This window comes from Actinomycetota bacterium (assembly GCA_019347675.1).
Lineage (GTDB): Bacteria > Actinomycetota > Nitriliruptoria > Nitriliruptorales > JAHWKO01 > JAHWKW01.
In genome coordinates, this window is the sequence record JAHWKW010000007.1 from 103,502 (window position 1) to 122,684 (window position 19,183).

The window sequence follows — 19,183 nt, forward strand, 5'->3', positions numbered from 1 at the left end:
CGTCCGCCGGTGCCGGTGCACCGTGCTCCGTAGGCTGCGATCGGCGGAAGGAGACGCGTGGAGGCGTGGCAGTACGTCCTCGCGGCCGCCTTCGTGCTCCTCCCTGTCGTGCTGATGCTCGCCATCTGGGGCCAGGAGCGGCTGACGTCACGGGGTCGCCCCGTTCGGCGTTCCTGGCCCCGCCACGTCCGCCGGCGAGGACTCGATCAGGACGCCGCGCACGGCTGGCGACCCGGACAGCTTCCCGGCACGGCACCGGCAAGCGGAACCGAGGATCAGGCCGCACCACCTGATCGATCGGCCGGGGCGCAGGATAGTTGATAAGACTGCGCTCAGGTTCTATCATGGCAACCGACTAAGGAGGCGGCCGGCCTGCCGGCCGACAGTCGTGACACGAGGAGTGACAGCATGGCGAAGGCCGTAGGCATCGATCTGGGGACGACCAACTCGGTCGTCTCGGTGTTGGAGGGTGGCGAACCGACCGTCATCCCCAACGCAGAGGGCGCGCGCACGACCCCGTCGGTGGTCGCGTTCTCCAAGGCCGGCGAGGTGCTCGTCGGCGAGGTCGCCAAACGGCAGGCGATCACCAACCCCGACCGCACCGTCCGCTCGGTGAAGCGCCACATGGGCGGCGACTGGTCGGTGGACATCGACGGCAAGAAGTACACGCCGCAGGAGATCTCCGCACGCATCCTGATGAAGCTCAAGCGCGACGCGGAGGCGTACCTGGGGGACACCGTGATCCAGGCGGTCATCACCGTCCCCGCGTACTTCGACGACGCCCAGCGACAGGCCACCAAGGAAGCTGGTCAGATCGCTGGCCTGGAGGTCCTGCGGCTCGTCGCCGAGCCGACCGCCGCATCGTTGGCCTACGGGCTGGACAAGGAGGATGAGCAGACCATCCTCGTGTTCGACCTCGGCGGCGGGACCTACGACGTGTCGATCCTGGAGATCGCCGAAGGAGTCTTCGACGTCAAGGCTACCCACGGCGACAGCCACCTCGGAGGTGACGACTGGGACCAGGCCGTCATGGACTGGCTGGTCAAGTCCTTCAAGGACAAGCACGGCGTCGACCTCTCCAAGGACAAGATGGCGCTCCAGCGCCTGAAGGAGGCTGCCGAGAAGGCCAAGATCGACCTCTCGCAGGCGACCGAGACCACGATCAACCTGCCGTTCGTCACCGCAACCGACGCGGGGCCGCTCCACCTGGAGGAGACGCTCACCCGCGCGACGTTCAACGAGTTGACCAGCGACCTGATCGACAAGCTGCGTGGCCCGTTCCAGCAGGCGATCAAGGACGCCGGGGTGGCCCTCGGCGACATCGACCACGTCATCCTGGTCGGCGGGTCGACGCGGATGCCGGCCGTCAAGGAGCTGGTCCGCGGCCTCACCGGTGGGAAGGAGCCGCACCAGGGCGTCAACCCCGACGAGGTGGTGGCGATCGGTGCGGCGCTGCAGGCCGGCGTGCTGAAGGGCGAGGTCAAGGACGTCCTGCTGCTGGACGTCACGCCCCTGTCGCTCGGGATCGAGACCAAGGGGGGGGTGATGACCAGGCTGATCGAGCGCAACACCACCATCCCCACCAAGCGCTCCGAGGTGTTCACCACGGCCGAGGACAACCAGCCGTCTGTGGAGATCCACGTGCTGCAGGGCGAGCGTGAGATGGCCGCGGGCAACAAGACGCTGGGCAAGTTCATGCTCACCGACATCCCGCCGGCGCCCCGCGGCGTGCCGCAGATCGAGGTCACCTTCGACATCGACGCCAACGGCATCGTGCACGTCAGCGCCAAGGACCTCGGGACGGGGAAGGAACAGTCGATGACCATCACCGGCGGTTCCGCCCTGCCCAGGGACGACATCGACCGCATGGTCCGCGACGCCGATCAGTACGCCGAAGAGGACCGTCGCCGTCGCGAAGCGGCCGAGGCGCGCAACGCCGGCGACCAGCTCGTCTACCAGACCGAGAAGCTGCTGCGTGAACACGGCGACAAGGTCCCGGCCGACGCCAAGGCCCGGGCCGAGTCGGCCATCGGTGAGCTGCGCGAGGCGCTCAAGGGCGACGACACCGGAGCGATCCGGTCCAAGACCGAGGCCCTCGCGCAGGCCTCGCAGCAGCTGGGCCAGGCGATCTACGAGGCGTCGGGTGCCGAGGCTGGAGCCGCGGCAGGTGGCGCTACCGGTGGCGCCGCGGGTGGCCCGGCCGGCGCCGGCCCCGAGGACGTGGTCGAGGCCGAGGTCGTCGACGAGGGCGACGACCAGGAAGCCGCAAGCTGACCCACGCGGGGCGGCGCTCCAGCGCCGCCCCGGACCATCCCCACAACCGCACGCACACACGACAAGGAGGAGACATGAGCGCACTGAGCCGTTACCACGGGCGTGACCTCGCAGGCCTCCAAGACGAGGTCGAGCGGATGTTCCGCAGCTTCTTCGGTGAGGAACGGCCGTCGACCGCAGGAGCCTGGAGCCCCGCGCTCGACGTCGAGGAGAACGAGGACAGCTTCGTCCTGCACGTCGAGCTGCCCGGCCTGGACGCAGACGACGTCGAGATCACCCTCGAGGAGAACGTCCTCACGGTCTCCGGCGAGCGACGCTTCTACGACGAGAGCGAGGCGGAGGGCTTCCGCCGCGTCGAGCGACGCTTCGGCCGGTTCCACCGTGCCGTGCGTCTCCCGGACCGGGTGGATTCCGACAACGTCGAGGCCAACTTCCGCAACGGGATGCTGACGATCACGGTTCCCAAGGCCGAGGAGGCCAAGCCGCGCCGGATCGAGGTCCGTCCCAGCTGACCGACCGACTCGGGGCCGGTGCCGGGCGCACAGCGCTCACGCCGGCCCCAGCCGATCTGACAGGACCGACATGACCAACACCAGCGACGAGCACCGAGACGACGCCGTGGCCGACCCGCGTGCGCACCTCGACGACGTCGCCGAGCGTGGCGGCGTGCAGGGCGTCGACGACGGCGCCGAGCGTGGCGGCGTGCAGGGCGTCGACGACGGCGGGACGGCGGCGCACGCCCAAGACGACGTCGCCGATCAGGTCGCGGCCGCCGACGCCCACGAGGACCTTGGCGAGGCGTCGATGCCACAGCCGGACGTGGACCGAAGCGACGTCGGTGGTGACCTGTCGCGGGGCGACGTGCCGACCGTCGACCCGGCCGACCAGCGGCCACGAGTCAAGCCCACGCCCGAAGACCAGCCCACGCCCGAAGACCAGCCCACGCCCGAAGACCAGCCCACGCCCGAAGACCAGCCCACGCCCGAAGACCAGCGCTCGCGCGAGGAGCTGCGCGCCGCCCTGGAGGCGGCCGAGTCCAAGCGCGACGAGTACCTCGACCACCTCAAGCGCACCCAGGCCGAGTTCCAGAACTTCCGGAAGCGGACGATGCGCGAAGGTGCCACCCAGCGGGATCAGGGCATGGTGGACGTCCTCGGGCGGTTGATCGACGTCCTCGACGACTTCGAGCTCGCCGTGCTCGCCGCGGAGTCCGCCACGGACGTCGCCAGCCTCCGCAAGGGCGTGGAGATGGTCTACGGCAAGCTCGTCGACGCGCTGCGCGCGTTCGGTCTCGAGCGGATCGGCCGTGAGGGCGTGGCCTTCGATCCCCAGCTGCACGAAGCCGTGCAGCACGGGCACGATGGCGAGGATCGTGATCACCCGGTGGTCGCCGAGGTGCTGCGGCCCGGCTACATGGTCGGGGATCGGGTGCTGCGCGCCGCGATGGTCAGGGTCGTGGAGTAGCGATGGCACCCCAGCGTGACTGGCTCGACAAGGACTTCTACGAGGTCCTCGGCGTCTCGTCGGACGCCTCACAGGCCGACATCAAGAAGGCCTACCGCAAGCTGGCCCAGAAGCTGCACCCAGACGCCAACCCCGACGACCCCAGCGCCGAGCAGCGCTTCAAGGAGGTCAGCGAGGCGTACTCGGTCCTGGGCGACGAGGACAGGCGCAAGGAGTACGACGAGGTCCGTCGCCTGGCAGCGTCCGGCGCGTTCGCTGGCGGTGGCTTCCCTGGCGGCGGACGCGGCTTCACCTTCACCGAGGGCGACATCGGGGATCTCGGCAACCTCGGTGACCTGTTCAGTGGTCTGTTCGGCGGCGGTGGCATGCGGTTCGGGCCGTCCGGCCGCGTCCGCCGCCAGCGGAAGGGCCAGGACCTCCAGGCCAACGTCAACCTGTCGTTCGAGGACGCGCTCACGGGGGTCACCACGACCCTGCGGGTCACCGGCGACGGGCCGTGCGAGACGTGTCACGGGACGGGCGCGCGGCCCGGGACCAGCCCGCGGACCTGCCCGCGCTGTCAGGGGACCGGGACCGTCGCGGTGGACCAGGGCCCGTTCTCGATCGCCCAGCCGTGCCCGCAGTGCGGCGGACGCGGCCAGGTGATCGACTCGCCGTGCCAGACCTGTGGCGGGAGCGGCCGGCAGACCGAACCGCGGGAGATCCGGGTCCGCATCCCGGCGGGCGTGAAGGACGGCGCCCGCATCCGCGTCCCCGGACGCGGAGGTCCGGGCGAGAACGGCGGCCCACCCGGCGACCTGTACGTCAACGTCTCGGTAGCGCCCCACCCGGTTTTCGGTCGGCGTGGCGACGACATCACCGTGGAGGTCCCGATCACGTTCAGCGAGGCAGCGCTCGGCACCGACCTGCGGGTGCCGCTCCCCAGCGTGAACGGCACAGCCGGTACCACCACCATCCGCATCCCGCCCGGCACCGCCAGCGGACGGACCTTCCGCGTCCGCGGCAAGGGCGCCCCGACCCGCGACGGCCGCGGTGATCTGCTGGTGACGGTCCGGGTGGACGTCCCCCGGAAGCTGTCGCGACGGCAGAAGGACCTGCTGCGCGAGCTCCGCGAGCTGGACGACACGAGCGACCGCGATCGACTCCTGGAGCAGGTATGAGCCCGACGACAACCTGGTTGGCGGCGTCAGCTGCGCGGAGGTGATCGCGCGTGGCTGACGATCATGGCGACAGGCGCCGCGGACGCGACGGGGCGGTGTACGTGATCTCCGTGGCGGCCGAGCTCGCCGGCATGCACCCGCAGACGTTGCGCGCCTACGAACGCAGCGGCCTGGTCTCGCCGGAGCGCTCGTCGGGGAACGTCCGCCGGTACTCCGACGCCGACGTGGAGCGTCTGCACCAGATCCAGGACCTGACCAGCCAAGGGCTCAACCTGATCGGCGTCAAGATGGTGCTCGAGCTGCGGGGACGGCTGGCGGCGGCACAGCAGCGCATCGCTCGGCTCGAGTCGGAGCTGGAACGGATGGCCGACCGCCTCCGCGACGAGGTTGCAGCTGCCCACCGTGAACACCGCCACGAGCTGGTCCCGGTCTCGCGCGGCGCGATCGAGATCTGGAGGAAGTACGACAGATGAACCCGGACAAGCTGACCCTCAAGTCGTCCGAGGCGTTGCAGAACGCCGTCGCGATGGCGCGACAGTCACACCATCCCGAGGCTCTGCCTGCGCACCTGATGCTGGTGTTGCTGGGCCAGCCCGACAGCGTGGTGCTCCCGGTCGTGCAGCGGCTCGGCGTGACGCCCACGCAACTGCGCGGTCGGGTCAACGAGGTGCTGGAGGGGGTTTCGCGGGCGTACGGCGCCAGCGGTGAGGTCCGTGTCTCGCCGCGACTCGCGGCGGTGCTCGACGAGGCCGAGCGGGAAGCGTTGCAGCTGACCGACGAGTACGTCTCGACCGAGCACCTGCTCCTGGCGCTGACCACCGAGGACGGAGCGGTGGGTCGCGTGCTCCGCGACGCCGGCGTCAGCCACGACGCGATCCTGGGTGTGCTCAAGGACGTGCGGGGCACCCAGCGGGTGATCAGCCCCACCCCCGAGTCGACCTACGAGGCGCTGGACAAGTACGCCCGAGATCTCACACAGATGGCCCGCGAGGGCAAGCTCGACCCGGTGATCGGCCGTGACGACGAGATCCGTCGTGTCATCCAGGTCCTGGTGCGCCGAACCAAGAACAACCCGGTCCTGATCGGCGAACCGGGGGTCGGCAAGACCGCGATCGTCGAGGGGCTGGCCCGCCGCATCGTCGAGGGCGACGTCCCGGCGACGCTCCAGGACCGCCGGCTGATCCAGCTCGATCTCGCGTCGATGGTCGCCGGCGCCAAGTACCGCGGCGAGTTCGAGGAGCGGCTCAAGGCCGTTCTGGCCGAGATCGAGGCCTCGGAGGGCCAGATCGTCACGTTCATCGACGAGCTGCACACGGTGGTCGGGGCGGGGGCCGCCGAGGGGGCGATGGACGCGTCGAACATGCTCAAGCCGATGCTGGCACGCGGTCAGTTGCGCATGATCGGGGCGACCACGCTCGACGAGTACCGCAAGCACGTCGAGAAGGACGCGGCGCTGGAGCGCCGCTTCCAGCCGGTGTTCGTCGGTCAACCCTCCGCCGCAGACACGATCGCGATCCTGCGTGGGCTCAAGGAACGCTACGAGGTCCACCACGGCGTGCGGATCACCGACGACGCGATCGTGGCCGCCGCGACGCTGTCGGACCGCTACATCACCGACCGCTTCCTGCCCGACAAGGCCATCGACCTGCTCGACGAGGCGGCGGCGCGACTGCGGATCGCGATCGACTCGCTCCCGCCCGAGATCGACGAGGTCGACCGGCGGGTGCGTCAGCTGGAGATCGAACGTGCTGCGCTGGCCAACGAGGAGACCGACACCGCCCGCCAGCGGCTGGCCGACCTCGAGCGGGAGCTCGCCGACCTCCGCGAGGTGCTGGCCAGTCTCCACGCGCGCTGGCGGTCCGAGAAGGAAGCGATCGAGCGGTTGCAGGCGCTCAAGGAGGACCAGGAACGGGTCCGCGACGAAGCCGACCGCGCCGAGCGCGACGGTGATCTGCAGCGCGCCGCGGAACTGCGCTACGGGCGGCTACCCGAACTGCAACGCGAGGTCGCGGACGCCACCGCGCGCATCGACGAGCTCCGCGCCGACGGGGGCGGACTGCTCGAGGAGGAGGTCACCGCCGAGGAGATCGCCGAGGTCGTGTCTGGATGGACCGGGATCCCGGTGTCGAAGCTGATGTCGTCGGAGATGGAGAAGCTCGCGACGCTCGAGACCTACCTGCACCAGCGGGTGGTCGGCCAAGACGACGCGGTCACCGCGGTGGCCAACGCCGTGCGCCGTGCCCGCTCCGGGCTCGCCGACCCCGATCGTCCGCTGGGTTCGTTCCTGTTCCTGGGTCCCACCGGGGTCGGGAAGACCGAGCTGGCCCGCACCCTGGCGGCGGAGCTGTTCGACGACGAGCGGGCTCTGATCCGTCTCGACATGGGCGAGTACCAGGAGAAGCACACGGTCGCCCGGCTGATCGGCGCCCCGCCCGGGTACGTCGGGTACGAGGAGGGCGGTCAGCTCACCGAGCAGGTCCGCCGCCGCCCATACTCGGTCGTCCTGCTCGACGAGGTCGAGAAGGCCCACGCCGACGTCTTCAACGTGCTCTTGCAGGTCCTCGACGATGGGCGCCTCACCGACGGTCAGGGACGCACGGTGGACTTCCGCAACGTGGTCCTGACCATGACCTCCAACCTGGGCAGCCAGTTCATCCTGGACCCCGCCGCCACCGAGGAGCAGCTGCACGAGAAGGTCATGGCGGAGGTCCGCGGCCACTTCCGGCCGGAGTTCCTCAACCGCGTCGACGAGATCGTGATCTTCGGCAGGCTCACCCGTGAGCAGATCGCCGCGATCGTCGACATTCAGCTGGAGCGGCTGCGCCGCCGCCTGGCGGACCGTGACTTGACGCTGGAGGTCAGCGACGCCGCCCGCCAGTGGCTCGCCGACCGCGGTTACGACCCGGTGTACGGGGCGCGGCCCCTGAAGCGCGTCATCCGCAAGGAACTGGAGGACCGCATCGCGCTGGCGCTGCTCAGCGGTGGCCTCGAGGACGGCCACACGGTGGTGGTGGACGTGTCCGGCGACGATCTGGTCGTCGAGGGGCGCACTCCCGTCGCGGCCTGACGCCAGGAGACGTACGCTTCACGCGAGCCCCCTGGACGCAGGAAGGTAAACCCCCATGCCCACCGGTCGCGTGAAGGTCTTCGACGAGGAACGGAACTTCGGCTTCGTTCAGCCCATCGAGGGCGGCGAGGACGTGTACGTCCACGCCTCCACGCTCGAGGGGACCGTGCTCCGATCGGGTGACGTGATCGAATACGACGTGCAGGAGGGCGACGACGGCCCGCAGGCCACCAGCGTGCGGATCGCCGAACGCGCACCGGAGGACAACCCGGCCGGACGGGTCGTCGTCGGCGGCCCCCCGCCGACGTGGGACGAACTGGAGCAGATCGAGCGCGAGAAGCGTCAACGGCGTCGCCAGCGTCGGCGCCGCCGCTGAGAGGAGGCCCACGTGGCGGGGCCTGCGACCGCCCCGGTCCGCGAGGCGGACACCGGCACGGACGTCACCGCTGACCGTCCCTGGGACGTGATCGTCTGGGACGATCCGGTGAACCTCATGTCGTACGTGGTGTACGTGTTCCGCAAGATCTTCGGGTTCACGGAGGCGGTCGCGCGCAAGCTGATGCTCGATGTCCACCACAAGGGGAAGGCGCTCGTGGCCAGCGAACCGCGGGAGACGGCCGAGATGCACGTCCGCCAGCTGCACGCTCACGGCCTGCAGGCGACGATGCAGCGATCGAGCTGAGATGGTCCGCGCCCGCCTCCGGCCGGGGGGACAAGCGGTGCGGTTAGAGCTCGAACCCTTCGAGGTCGAGCTGCTGCGGGCGCTGGCACCGGGACTTCGTCAACTGCTGGAGGACCCCGACCCCGATGACCCGGCGGTCGCCAGGCTCTTCCCCGCGACGATCGCCGACGATGACGAGGCCGACGCCGAACTCCGCCGGTTGATCTTCGACGACCTGCTCGAGGAGCGGCTGGCCGGCCTGGCCGCCCTGGAGGAGATCCTCGATCGTGGGGTCGCTCACCGCAGTCGCCTCCGGGTGGATCTGGTCGAGGACGAACCCGCTCTGGTCCTGGGCGTGTTGAACGACGTCCGACTGACGCTGGGGGCGCGCATCGGGATCGAACAGCTGGACCGCGACGAGATCGACGTCGACCACCCGGCCGCCGCGACCGTGGCGATGATGGATCATCTGGGCTGGTTCCAGGAACAGCTGCTGAGCGTGGTCGATCCGCCCAGCGTCGGATCCTGACGTGGCGGAGCGGTGGATCATCGACGCGATGAACGTGATCGGGTCACGCCCCGACGGTTGGTGGCACGACCGCCCCGGCGCGATGCGCGACCTGCTGCACCGCCTGATCGCCGACCACGCCACCACGGGGCGCCGGTACACGCTGGTCGTGGAGGGTCCCGTCCCCGACGACCTCACCGAGCGCGTCGCCGCTGGTGTCGATGTCGTCGACGCCGGTGACGGCGGGCGCGACGCGGCCGACGACCGCATCGTGTCGCTGGTCGCCGACGCGTCGCAGCCCGCGGACGTCACCGTCGTGACCTCCGACAAGGAACTGGTCAGCCGGGTGCGGGGGCTGCGGGCCGACGTCGTCGGCGCCGGGACGTTCCGCAACGAGCTGGAGGAGTCGTCGCGGGGGAGGGCCTGATGCACGTCGCGATCGGTGTCAGCGAGGATCTGCCGTCGTCGACGCAGCAGGAGCTGGCCCGTGACGTGGAACAGGCCGGTCTCGCGTCGCTGTGGACCAACGAGGCGCGTGGGCGTGACGCTCTGCTGGTGTGCCAGTCGTGGGCGTCCGCCACGACCGACCTGCAGGTCGGGGTCGGGATCGCGCCGATCTGGACCCGCAGCGTGGCCCAGCTGGCGATGGCGGCGGCCACGGTGCAAGACGCGTCGGGGGGGCGGCTGCTGCTGGGCCTGGGTGTGAGTCACGCCCCGACCATGCAGGCGTGGCACGGAGTCACGCCCCGCGCCCCGATCACCGCCGCCCGCGAAACCCTGTCTGCCCTGCGCACCATCCTCGCCGGGGACGAAAGCGACCTCGACGGCGAGGTGATCCGCACCCGCCGTTTTCGGCTGGACATCGAACCGCTCCCGTCACCACCACCGCTGTACCTGGCCGCGATGGGCCCGCAGATGCTCGAGGTCGCGGGACGGTCCGCCGACGGTGCCCTGTTGAACTGGTCGACACCGGAGGAGGTCGGCCGGGCCGTGGCCGCCGTCCGCGGGGCGGCTGCCGGCTCCGAAGGAGGACGGACGCCTGGCGAGGTGGAGATCGCCGCGTACGTCCGCGTCGCGATCGATCCCGACCGCGACGCCGCCCGCGCCGCATTGGGACGCGAGCTCGGCCGGTACCTGGCCCTGCCCAACTACGTGCGCCACCTCGAACGGCAGGGGTTCGCCGATGACGTCGAGGCGATCCGGGCCGGGTACCGCGACGGCGGATCCGACGCGGCCGTCGCCGCCATGCCCGAGGGGATGCTGCGCAGCCTCGGCTGGTACGGCACACCCGATGATCCGGCTGGGCCGATGCTCAGCCGGTACGCCTCAGCCGGTCTCGACCACCTGATCGCCCGGATCGTGCCGGTCGGAGGTGACGTCGCGCGGAGCGTGCGCACGGCGGTCGGGGCGCTCGCGCAGGCGCCGCTCGCGCAGGTCAACGCCGGATGATGCGGGTCACACGCCTTATCAGCTTCCGCACCTCGGGGATCCCGAGCGCGTGCGCGGCGGCGAGGTAGGTCACCCCGGTCGCGGCCACGGCGATCGGCCCGGCGACCAGCAGCGGCAGGCCCGCCACCACCGGCCGGATCGCCAGCGCCACGACCAGCCCGCCGGCGGCGGCGGCGAGCGTCGCACGCAGCTGCCCTCCCGCCAGGCGGACATCGCCGATGCGGTCACGGATCGCGCGGCGCAGCAGCCGCCACTCCAGCCAGGCGGTCATCCCGGCGGCCAGCGACAGGCCCGCCGCCCCGAGTCGAGCCACCTGTTCGGAGGCCCCGGGCTGGCGGACCTCGTCGGGGACCGGCCCGAACGCCGGGAGGTCGCCGACCACGCTGAGTTGCCCCGCGGCGATGCTGACGCGGTCCAGCTGGAACATCAACCCGACCCCCAGCGCAACCGAAGCGACCACGCGCAACACCGCGACCTTGGCGGGGGTTCGCGGGTCACCGATCCCATACAGCGCCGACTGCAGCAACCGCGAGGAGCTGCTGGCGACCAGACCGACCGAATACCCGACCAGCACGACCCAGACCTGCAGGCTGTCGGTGCGGTCGAACTCCCCACGCTGGTACAGCGCCCCGACGATCAGGTCGCCGATCGCCAGGAACCCGACCACCGTCGGGACGACGAAGACCGCGATGCGCGACAAGCCCTCGTCCAGGCGCGACCGCAGCTGCTCACGGCCATGCGACTGCATGCTGGACAGCTCCGGTAGCTCCGCCGCCGCGACCGCCATCCCGAACAGGCTGATCGGCAGGACGTACAGGGTCTGGCTGAACCGCAGCGCCGCGAGGGCTCCCACCGCCAGGAAGCTCGCCAGGATCTGGTCGGCGTAGGCAGACAGCTGCACCACGCCCCGACCGCCGACCACCGGCGCGAACGCCCGGGCGACCTGCCGCACGCCGGGCAGGTCGGTACGTAGCGACGGTCGCACCCCGCGCGCGACGCGCAGCACCCACGGCAGCTGCACCAGGAACTGCAGCGCCCCACCGAGGACGGTGCCCCACGCCAACGCGGTGATCAGGGCGATCTCCGCCGACCGGGCCTCCAGTCCGTTGCCCAGCGCCCCGGCGTAGACGGTCGTGCCCAACGCGACGAGCACGCCGATCTGCGCCCCGTTCCACAGCACCGGTGCCACGTAGGACAGGAAGAACCGCCGGTGGCTGTTCAGCACGCCCAGGCACCAGGCCGACAGGACCAGGAACCCGATCCCGGGCGTGATGATCCGGGTGAGGCGCACGGTGAGCGCGAACGTCGCCGGCGCCAGACCGGGAGCCAGGACCGCGGTGATCGGCCGAGCGAACACCACTCCGACGAGGACCAGCCCTCCGGCCACAGCGGTCAGCAGCCCAGCCGTCGCGCCCGCGACACGGCCGGCTTCCTCTTCTCGGCCCTCAGCCAGAAGGCGGCTGTAGACGGGGATGAACGAGGCCGACAGGACGCCTTCGCCGAGGAGGTTCTGCATCAGGTTGGGGATCCGGAAGGCGGCCGAGAAGGCGTCCGCAGCGAACCCGAGCCCGAAGAAGTGGCTGATGGTGCCTTCGCGGACGAGACCGCTGATGCGCGACAGCAGGATCCCGGCCGCGACCAGCGCCGAGTTGCGGCGGGTGGACGCGGGCGGCGCGCCCGCGGTGTCGTCGTGGGAGGCTTCGACGGTGTCCTCGGTGGACGGAGCCTCCTCCACGGCAACCTCCCATCACCGGCGGAACCGTACCGGGACGCCACAGCGCGCCCGAGGACTCATGGGCCGTGGTGCTCGGGTGGCGTATCGTCTTCAGGCGCCGATGGCCGACCTGCGTTTCACCGTCGATCCGCTCCTCGACCGTGGATTGCGTGACGCCTTGATCGCGCTCTGGGTCGATGTCACCAACGCCGGCGGGGCGGTGGGCTTCGTCCCGCCCGTGTCCGCCGCAGACGTCCGCCCGGTCGCCGAGGAGGCGTTCGACCGGGTCGCCGCCGGACACGACCACCTGGTGGTGGCCTGCGACGGTGATCGTGCCGTGGGCCTGGCGTTCCTCGAACAACGCGGCGGCCCGCTGTTCCGCCACTGGGCGACGGTGAAGCGGCTGCAGATCCACCCGTCGTGGCAGGGCCAAGGAGCGGGGACGGCGCTGCTCGAGGTGGTGCACCGAGCCGGACGGGAGCTCGGTCTCGAACAGCTCCGGTTGGATGTGCGGGGCGGGACCGGCACGGAGGTCTTCTACCAGCGTCACGGGTACGAGATCGTCGCGCGCATCCGGCGGACCATCCGGGTCGCTCCGGGCGACGACCGCGACCAGATCTGGCTGCTCAGCGACCTGTGACCGTCAACCGCCGGCCGTGGATGCCCATCGACGCGTTCGGGCGGGCAACGCTTCGACGCCGACCTGTTCGCACCAGTTCAGGAAACGCTCGCGGGGCACTCCCGGCCACTTCAGGTCGCCCAGCTCCTCAGCGAGGGGCACGTCGGTGACCAGGGTGGCGAGCTCGCGGTACAGCAGCGCGTCGTCGCGGCGGGCCGCCAGCGTGGCCGCCAGCCGTTCCGCGCCCCGCACCGCAACCCCCGACCAGCGTGACGACTCGAGCGGGATGCGGTCGAGCTTGTCGTAGGCGGCCAGGAGCGCAGCGGCCGAGCGCTGGCCCCATCCCGGCAGTCCGGGGATCCCGTCAGCGCGGTCACCGACGAGCGCGAGCAGGTCCGGGACGCTCGCCGGGCCGATCCCCAGCCGCGCGCGCAAGCCGTGCTCGTCTTCCGTGCGCCCGCGACGCCGGTCGACCACCACGACGTCGTCGCGGTGGATGCACTGACACAGATCCTTGTCGCACGTCAGGATGCGGACCTGGGCGACGCCACGCCACCGCGCAGCCGCCGTCGCCAACGCGTCGTCCGCCTCGTGGTGGGCCATCGACCAGACCGTGATGCCCAACGCGCGGACCGCGTCCTCCGCGCGGTCGAACTGGGCGACCAACGCGGGGTCGACGTCGGAACCGTCCTTGTACCCGCCGAGCCGGTCGTTGCGGAACGACCGGATCGGGTTGTCGAACGCGACCGCGATGTGGGTGACCGCCTCGGTGTCGTCGTGCACCAGGGCGACCAACGACTCGATCAGCCCCACCGTCGCCTTGACGTCCGCGCCGGTGGCGTCCGTCCGCGGTGGACGCGGCGAGAAGTGGGCGCGGAACAGCTCGTAGGTGCCATCGACCAGGTGCAGGCGCACGCACGCCTTTCGGTCGGGCGGGGCGCCAACGGTACCGCCACGGGCATGGCCCTACTCTGACGACATGGTGCGCCCAGCGCGGGGAGAACCGACCGGTCAGACCCGCGCCCCGGCGACGCGCCTGGCCAGACCACCGCAGCGCCTGCCACCGCCGTCGTGGCTGTTCCCCGACCCCGAAACGGCCGACGAGGACGGCGTCGTGGGGGTCGGTGCTGACCTGGCGCCCCGGACCCTGGCGTACGCCTACCGCGCGGGTGTGTTCCCCTGGCCGCATCCGAGCATGCCCCTGCCGTGGTTCTCGCCCGACCCCCGGGGGGTGATGACCGTGGACAGCTTGCACGTGTCGCGCTCGCTGCGGCGCACGCTGCGGCGCAGCGGCTGGTGGACGACCGTCGACGTGGCGTTCCCGGCGGTGATCGCGGGGTGTGCCGAGCAACACAGCGACGCGGACGAGGGCACGTGGATCACGCCGGGGATGGAGCGCGCCTACACCCGGCTGCACGTGTTGGGCTGGGCGCACAGCGTGGAGGTGTGGGACGACCACGCCCTGGTCGGGGGCGTCTACGGGGTGCAGATCGGTGGGTGCTTCACCGGGGAGTCGATGTTCCACCGCGAGTCCGACGCGTCCAAGGTCGCGCTGGTGGACCTTGCGCACCGCTTCGGGGAGGTCGGCGGCCGGATGATCGACGTGCAGTTGACCACTCCCCACCTCCGCGGCATGGGTGCCCGAGACGTTCCCCGGTCACGGTTCCTGCGCGAGCTGAAGGTCGTCCGCGATCTCGACGTCCGGCTGCCGGTCGACGCACGCCCGGTGAGCCGCCTGGTGGCAGCCAGCGGCCGCTGACCACACCGCCCCGCTATCCTCGGCCGTCCGACTGCCGCTGTCCGTGCCGATCCGGCGCCTCACCCAGGAGCACTCGTGGACGCCAACGACTTCAAGGTCGCTGATCTCTCCTTGGCCGACTGGGGACGCAAGGAGATCCAGCTGGCCGAACAGGAGATGCCTGGGCTGATGGCGCTGCGCCAACGCTACGCCACCGACCAGCCGCTGGCTGGTGCGCGGATCGCCGGCTGCATCCACATGACGGTCCAGACAGCGGTGCTGATCGAGACGCTGCAGGCGCTCGGGGCGCAGGTGCGCTGGTCGTCGTGCAACATCTTCTCCACGCAGGACCACGCCGCGGCCGCGATCGCTGCCGCGGGCACCCCGGTCTTCGCCTGGAAGGGCGAGACCGAGGAGGAGTACTGGTGGTGCATCGAGCAGACCCTGCGCTGGCCACGGGGTTCGGGGTCCTCCCCGGAGCCAGGGGGTTCGGGGTCCTCCCCGGAGCCAGGGGGTTCGGGGTCCTCCCCGGAGCCAGGGGGTTCGGGGTCCTCCCCGGAGCCAGGGGGTTCGGGGTCCTCCCCGGAGCCGGGAGATCAGGGGCCCAACATGCTCCTGGACGACGGCGGTGACCTCACCACGCTCGTCCACGACGAGCACGAGGACCTGCTGGCCGCCATCCGCGGTGTGTCCGAGGAGACCACCACCGGGGTGCACAACCTGCGCGCCATGCAACGGCGGGGCACCCTGCGCATGCCGGCGATCAACGTCAACGACTCGGTGACAAAGTCCAAGTTCGACAACCTGTACGGGTGCCGCGAGTCGCTGGTGGACGGCATCAAGCGCGCCACCGACGTGATGCTGGCCGGCAAGACCTGCGTCGTGGCCGGGTTCGGCGACGTCGGACGCGGCAGCGCCCAGTCGCTACGCGGGTACGGCGCCGAGGTCTGGATCACCGAGGTCGACCCGATCAGGGCGCTGCAGGCACGGATGGACGGCTACCGGGTCGTCACCATGGACGAAGCCGCCCCGGTCGCCGACCTGTTCGTCACCGCCACCGGCTGCCGCGACGTGATCACCCTCGAGCACATCCTGCAGATGCACGACCAGGCGATCGTGTGCAACATCGGCCACTTCGACATCGAGATCCAGGTCGCGCGGCTGCGGCGGTTCGACTGGACCAACGTCAAACCCCAGGTCGACCAGGTGCACCTGCCCAACGGACGCTCGATCATCCTCCTCGCCGAGGGACGGCTGGTGAACCTCGGCTGCGCGACCGGTCACCCGTCGTTCGTGATGAGCATGTCGTTCACCAACCAGGTTCTCGCCCAGATGGAGCTGTGGGCCAACCACGAGGACTACAAGCACGAGGTCTACGTCCTGCCCCGTCATCTCGACGAAGAGGTCGCACGTCTGCACCTCGACCACCTCGACGTGCACCTCACCCAGCTCACGCCCGAGCAGGCTGCGTACCTCGACGTGCCGGTCGAAGGTCCCTACAAGCGCGACGACTACCGCTACTGACGGGGTCCGGGCCGGGGCGTTGCCCGTCAGCGCCCCGTCGGTCGGGCGGTGACGAACGCGTTGCCCCCCGGGGCGACCCGGGAGGCAACAGCGCCGGTCGGTGTTAGCCCCAGGCGGCGGTGACGGGCTCGGGTTCGGGTTCGGGTTCGGTCGGGACCAGCTTCGGGCCGGTCGGCTCCGTGGCCGGGCCGCCCGGATAAGCGGCCGGACCGTGGGCCAGCTCCGGGTAGGCGTACATCCCGTGCTCGTGGATGTCGAGACCCTCGAGCTCCTCAGCCTCGGTTACCCGGATCCCGATGGTCGCCCGCAGCGCCAGGAACGCCGCTCCCGAGGTGGCGGCGACGAAGGCGGCGACCGCCACCACCCCGATCGCCTGGGTGAGCAGGAGCCCACCCCCACCGCCGTACAGCAGGCCGCCGTCGACGGCGAACAGCCCCACGCCGACCGTGCCCCACGCCCCGCAGACGGCGTGCACGCTGACGGCCCCGACCGGGTCGTCGACCCGCAGCCGGTCGATCGCGGCGACGGCCTCGAACACGATGACACCGGCGACGGCGCCCAGCACCAGCGCACCGAGGTTGTTGACGACGTCCGCCCCGGCGGTCACCCCGACCAGACCGGCGAGGATCCCGTTGCCCTTCATCCCGACGTCGAACTTGCCCGTCCGCACCCTGCTGTAGAGGCCGGTCGTGACGCCTCCGGCGCAGCCCGCCAGCGCGGTGGTGACCAGCACCCGGCCGATCGCGTCACCGTCCAGCGCGAGCACCGAGCCGCCGTTGAACCCGAACCAGCCGAAGAACAACGCCAGCACACCGAACACGGTCATCGACATCGAGTGGCCCGGGATCGCCCGCGGCGCGCCGTCCGGGCCGAACTTGCCCAGGCGCGGACCCAGGATCAGGGCGCCCATCAGTGCGGCGACGCCGCCGGTCAGGTGCACGACGGTGGAGCCGGCGAAGTCCACGAACCCGAGCGAGTCGAGCCAACCGCCACCCCACTTCCACGCCCCCACCATGGGGTAGATCAGCCCCGTCATCGCCACCGCGAACAGAATGTACGCCGAGAGCTTCATCCGCTCGGCGACCGCTCCGGACACGATCGTGGCAGCCGTGGCAGCGAACATCCCCTGGAAGAAGAAGTCGATCGCGATCGAGCCAGCGACCGGCTCGTACGCGCTGAAGTTCAACAGGAAGAACCCGTCCGTGCCGAACAGACCGGCTGCCTGCGCGCCGTACATGACGCCGAACCCGACGGCGAAGTAGACGATGAACCCGAGACACAGGGTCATCAGGTTCTTCATCAGGATGTTGGCCGTGTTCTTCGCGCGTGTCAGTCCCGCCTCGAGCATCGAGAACCCGACGTGCATGAACATCACGAGGACGCCGGCGAGCATCAGGAACATGACCAGGACGGCGTTCTCGAGCTGGGTGACAGACATCCCCTCGGACCTCCCATCGACTGCAGTGGCCATCCACTGCGGTGGCCCGCAACCTACGCAGGAGCCTTTTCCGGGGAGTTGCTCGCGGGTTTCGCGGGCGTTACAAGTCGAGGTCGTTTCCGAGTCGAGGTCGCTCACGAGTCGAGGACATCACCGACGAGCCCGGACGGTGCTCCGCACTCAGCGGCTCGAGGCCACCCGGTCGTGGCTGGGGTCCCTGCTGCGCTCGCTGGTCGGGTGCGCTGCTTGCAGAACCAGTGTGAAGCGCGTGCCTTGTCCGGGAGTCGACTGGACACCGAGGCGGCCGCCTTGCGCTTCGGCCAGGGCGCGGCTGACGTACAGGCCGATGCCGCTCCCGGAACTTCGGTCGCTGCGGTAGAACTTCTCGAACAACCGGGGCAGCGCGGTGGCCTCGATGCCCGGTCCCCGGTCGGCCACGCTGACAGTCGGTGAGCCGTCGTCCTGGTCCTCGACGCTGACGTCGATCGGCATCTCGAGGCCGGCGAAGCGGACGGCGTTGTTCAGCAGCTCGATCAGGATCTGCAGGACGCGGTCACGGTCGGCGAGTGCGGGGCGGTCGGATGCGACGCGAACGTCGATGTGGGCCCGGTCGGTGAAGACATCGACGGCGTCGGTGACCAGTTCGGCGAGGTCGGTCGGAGCGACGTGGACCGTCACCCGTCGGTCCTCCTCGAGCTGCGCGTAGTCGAGGAACTGGCGCACCAGCCAGTCCAAGTGGCGGATCTGGCGACGCGCCAGGTGACGGATGCGGCGCCGTTCCGGATCGAGCGATCCGACGCCGTCTTCGAGATCGACCGTGCCTCTGAGGATCGCCAGTGGCGTCCGCATGTCGTGAGACAGTCCGGCGAGGATCTGCTCGCGGAATTGGGCGTTGGCGCGTTCCGTCTCGAACTCGACGGTGCGACGGGCCGCGAGGCGCAGTTCGAGCTCGTCGATCACGATGGCGGCGAGGTCGGACAGCGTCTGGAGCTGCTGCGAGTCGACGTCGCGCGGCTCCACGTCGATGATGTTCAACGTCCCCAGGTTGTAGCCGTCGCTGGTCGTGAGAGGCACCGCGACGTAGAAGCGCAGGCCCAGCTCGCCGCGCACCAGCGGGTTGTCCAGCGTCCGAGGGTCGAGGCCCGCGTCGGTGACCACGTACGGCTCGTCCCGCAAGATGACGGACGCGCACAGCCCACGATCGCGCGGGATCTGATCGATGTCGATGCCGCACGTGGACTTGAACCAGATCCGGTCGCGGTCGACGATGGTGATGGTGCTGATCGGCACGTCGCAGAAGCGCGCAGCCAGGGCGGTCACCCGGTCGAATGCCCCGTCGGGGGGCGTATCGAGGATGTCGTACCGTCTGACGGCATCGAGACGACGCTCCTCGTCATCACCCGTGATCATCGGCGACGCCGTTGCGCCAGGAACACATGACCGCCGTTCCGTCTCGGTCGCGCGAGGCTATCCCGACGCGTCGCGGCTCCCGGGTGGCCGAAGGGGCGGTGCCGAGCTGGCCCCATGACGGTCCGAACGACGGGTATGCTGCGCCGCCTCGGAGGGG

The 19,183-nt window shown here is 70.5% G+C and carries 18 protein-coding genes; 14 read left to right on the plus strand and 4 right to left on the minus strand.

The window, feature by feature from the left end; translation table 11 throughout:
• Positions 1-408 precede the first annotated feature (408 nt).
• From dnaK to KY462_06310, 11 genes are all read left to right on the plus strand, one after another.
• Positions 409-2,274: a molecular chaperone DnaK gene (gene dnaK, locus KY462_06260; GenBank protein ID MBW3577331.1), complete on the plus strand. Its 1,866-nt coding sequence runs from the start codon at positions 409-411 to the stop codon at positions 2,272-2,274.
• Between the two features lie 74 nt (positions 2,275-2,348).
• Entirely contained in the window at positions 2,349-2,786 is a 438-nt protein-coding gene (locus KY462_06265; GenBank protein MBW3577332.1) for an Hsp20/alpha crystallin family protein, read from the plus strand.
• A gap of 70 nt (positions 2,787-2,856) precedes the next feature.
• Positions 2,857-3,738 carry a nucleotide exchange factor GrpE gene (gene grpE / locus KY462_06270; GenBank protein MBW3577333.1) on the plus strand — a complete coding sequence of 294 codons (882 nt, stop codon included), beginning with the start codon at positions 2,857-2,859 and terminating at the stop codon, positions 3,736-3,738.
• Positions 3,739-3,740: 2 nt separating this feature from the next.
• Positions 3,741-4,898 (plus strand): molecular chaperone DnaJ, encoded by a 1,158-nt coding sequence (dnaJ, locus tag KY462_06275; protein MBW3577334.1) that lies wholly within the window; start codon positions 3,741-3,743, stop codon positions 4,896-4,898.
• A 50-nt stretch (positions 4,899-4,948) separates the two neighbouring features.
• Complete coding sequence (locus KY462_06280) at positions 4,949-5,371, plus strand: MerR family transcriptional regulator (protein ID MBW3577335.1); 423 nt, start codon at positions 4,949-4,951, stop codon at positions 5,369-5,371.
• Entirely contained in the window at positions 5,368-7,965 is a 2,598-nt protein-coding gene (gene clpB, locus KY462_06285) for an ATP-dependent chaperone ClpB (protein ID MBW3577336.1), read from the plus strand. The genes KY462_06280 and clpB overlap by 4 nt, the downstream gene beginning before the upstream one ends.
• Before the next feature lie 55 nt (positions 7,966-8,020).
• Positions 8,021-8,341 (plus strand): cold shock domain-containing protein, encoded by a 321-nt coding sequence (locus KY462_06290; protein ID MBW3577337.1) that lies wholly within the window; start codon positions 8,021-8,023, stop codon positions 8,339-8,341.
• Positions 8,342-8,458: 117 nt separating this feature from the next.
• Positions 8,459-8,647 (plus strand): ATP-dependent Clp protease adaptor ClpS, encoded by a 189-nt coding sequence (locus KY462_06295; GenBank protein MBW3577338.1) that lies wholly within the window; start codon positions 8,459-8,461, stop codon positions 8,645-8,647.
• A 37-nt stretch (positions 8,648-8,684) separates the two neighbouring features.
• Positions 8,685-9,155 (plus strand): DUF2017 domain-containing protein, encoded by a 471-nt coding sequence (locus KY462_06300; protein MBW3577339.1) that lies wholly within the window; start codon positions 8,685-8,687, stop codon positions 9,153-9,155.
• A gap of 1 nt (position 9,156) precedes the next feature.
• Positions 9,157-9,561, plus strand: coding sequence for an NYN domain-containing protein (locus tag KY462_06305; GenBank protein MBW3577340.1), 405 nt, complete (start codon positions 9,157-9,159; stop codon positions 9,559-9,561).
• Entirely contained in the window at positions 9,561-10,583 is a 1,023-nt protein-coding gene (locus KY462_06310) for an LLM class flavin-dependent oxidoreductase (GenBank protein ID MBW3577341.1), read from the plus strand. Before KY462_06305 ends, KY462_06310 begins: the two co-directional genes overlap by 1 nt.
• On the opposite strand, the gene murJ is transcribed toward KY462_06310, so the two are convergent.
• Entirely contained in the window at positions 10,570-12,318 is a 1,749-nt protein-coding gene (gene murJ, locus KY462_06315; GenBank protein ID MBW3577342.1) for a murein biosynthesis integral membrane protein MurJ, read from the minus strand. The genes KY462_06310 and murJ overlap by 14 nt on opposite strands.
• A 100-nt stretch (positions 12,319-12,418) precedes the next feature.
• Between murJ and KY462_06320 the strand changes: the two genes are divergently transcribed.
• Entirely contained in the window at positions 12,419-12,937 is a 519-nt protein-coding gene (locus tag KY462_06320) for a GNAT family N-acetyltransferase (GenBank protein MBW3577343.1), read from the plus strand.
• A gap of 3 nt (positions 12,938-12,940) precedes the next feature.
• Here the strand turns inward: KY462_06320 and KY462_06325 are convergent, their stop codons facing one another.
• A complete protein-coding gene (locus KY462_06325; protein ID MBW3577344.1) occupies positions 12,941-13,831 on the minus strand; it encodes a flap endonuclease in 891 nt (296 codons plus the stop codon).
• Positions 13,832-13,895: 64 nt separating this feature from the next.
• On the opposite strand from KY462_06325, the gene aat reads away from it, so the two are divergent.
• Complete coding sequence (gene aat / locus KY462_06330) at positions 13,896-14,675, plus strand: leucyl/phenylalanyl-tRNA--protein transferase (GenBank protein ID MBW3577345.1); 780 nt, start codon at positions 13,896-13,898, stop codon at positions 14,673-14,675.
• A gap of 75 nt (positions 14,676-14,750) precedes the next feature.
• Positions 14,751-16,178, plus strand: coding sequence for an adenosylhomocysteinase (locus KY462_06335; GenBank protein ID MBW3577346.1), 1,428 nt, complete (start codon positions 14,751-14,753; stop codon positions 16,176-16,178).
• A 103-nt stretch (positions 16,179-16,281) separates the two neighbouring features.
• Here the strand turns inward: KY462_06335 and amt are convergent, their stop codons facing one another.
• The gene (gene amt, locus KY462_06340; protein ID MBW3577347.1) at positions 16,282-17,616 is read right to left on the minus strand and encodes an ammonium transporter; all 1,335 of its coding nucleotides are present in this window, start codon (positions 17,614-17,616) and stop codon (positions 16,282-16,284) included.
• 180 nt (positions 17,617-17,796) lie between these two features.
• Positions 17,797-19,026 carry a GAF domain-containing sensor histidine kinase gene (locus tag KY462_06345; GenBank protein MBW3577348.1) on the minus strand — a complete coding sequence of 410 codons (1,230 nt, stop codon included), beginning with the start codon at positions 19,024-19,026 and terminating at the stop codon, positions 17,797-17,799.
• Positions 19,027-19,183: the final 157 nt, after the last annotated feature.

Bases quoted from the DNA above. Each gene is read 5' to 3' on its own strand.
- amt (MBW3577347.1), bottom strand. From the start codon at position 17,616: ATGTCTGTCACCCAGCTCGAGAACGCCGTCCTGGTCATGTTCCTGATG.
- KY462_06265 (MBW3577332.1), top strand. From the start codon at position 2,349: ATGAGCGCACTGAGCCGTTACCACGGGCGTGACCTCGCAGGCCTCCAA.
- KY462_06310 (MBW3577341.1), top strand. From the start codon at position 9,561: ATGCACGTCGCGATCGGTGTCAGCGAGGATCTGCCGTCGTCGACGCAG.
- dnaK (MBW3577331.1), top strand. From the start codon at position 409: ATGGCGAAGGCCGTAGGCATCGATCTGGGGACGACCAACTCGGTCGTC.
- aat (MBW3577345.1), top strand. From the start codon at position 13,896: ATGGTGCGCCCAGCGCGGGGAGAACCGACCGGTCAGACCCGCGCCCCG.
- KY462_06345 (MBW3577348.1), bottom strand. From the start codon at position 19,026: ATGATCACGGGTGATGACGAGGAGCGTCGTCTCGATGCCGTCAGACGG.
- KY462_06295 (MBW3577338.1), top strand. From the start codon at position 8,459: ATGTCGTACGTGGTGTACGTGTTCCGCAAGATCTTCGGGTTCACGGAG.
- KY462_06320 (MBW3577343.1), top strand. From the start codon at position 12,419: ATGGCCGACCTGCGTTTCACCGTCGATCCGCTCCTCGACCGTGGATTG.
- KY462_06290 (MBW3577337.1), top strand. From the start codon at position 8,021: ATGCCCACCGGTCGCGTGAAGGTCTTCGACGAGGAACGGAACTTCGGC.
- dnaJ (MBW3577334.1), top strand. From the start codon at position 3,741: ATGGCACCCCAGCGTGACTGGCTCGACAAGGACTTCTACGAGGTCCTC.
- clpB (MBW3577336.1), top strand. From the start codon at position 5,368: ATGAACCCGGACAAGCTGACCCTCAAGTCGTCCGAGGCGTTGCAGAAC.
- grpE (MBW3577333.1), top strand. From the start codon at position 2,857: ATGACCAACACCAGCGACGAGCACCGAGACGACGCCGTGGCCGACCCG.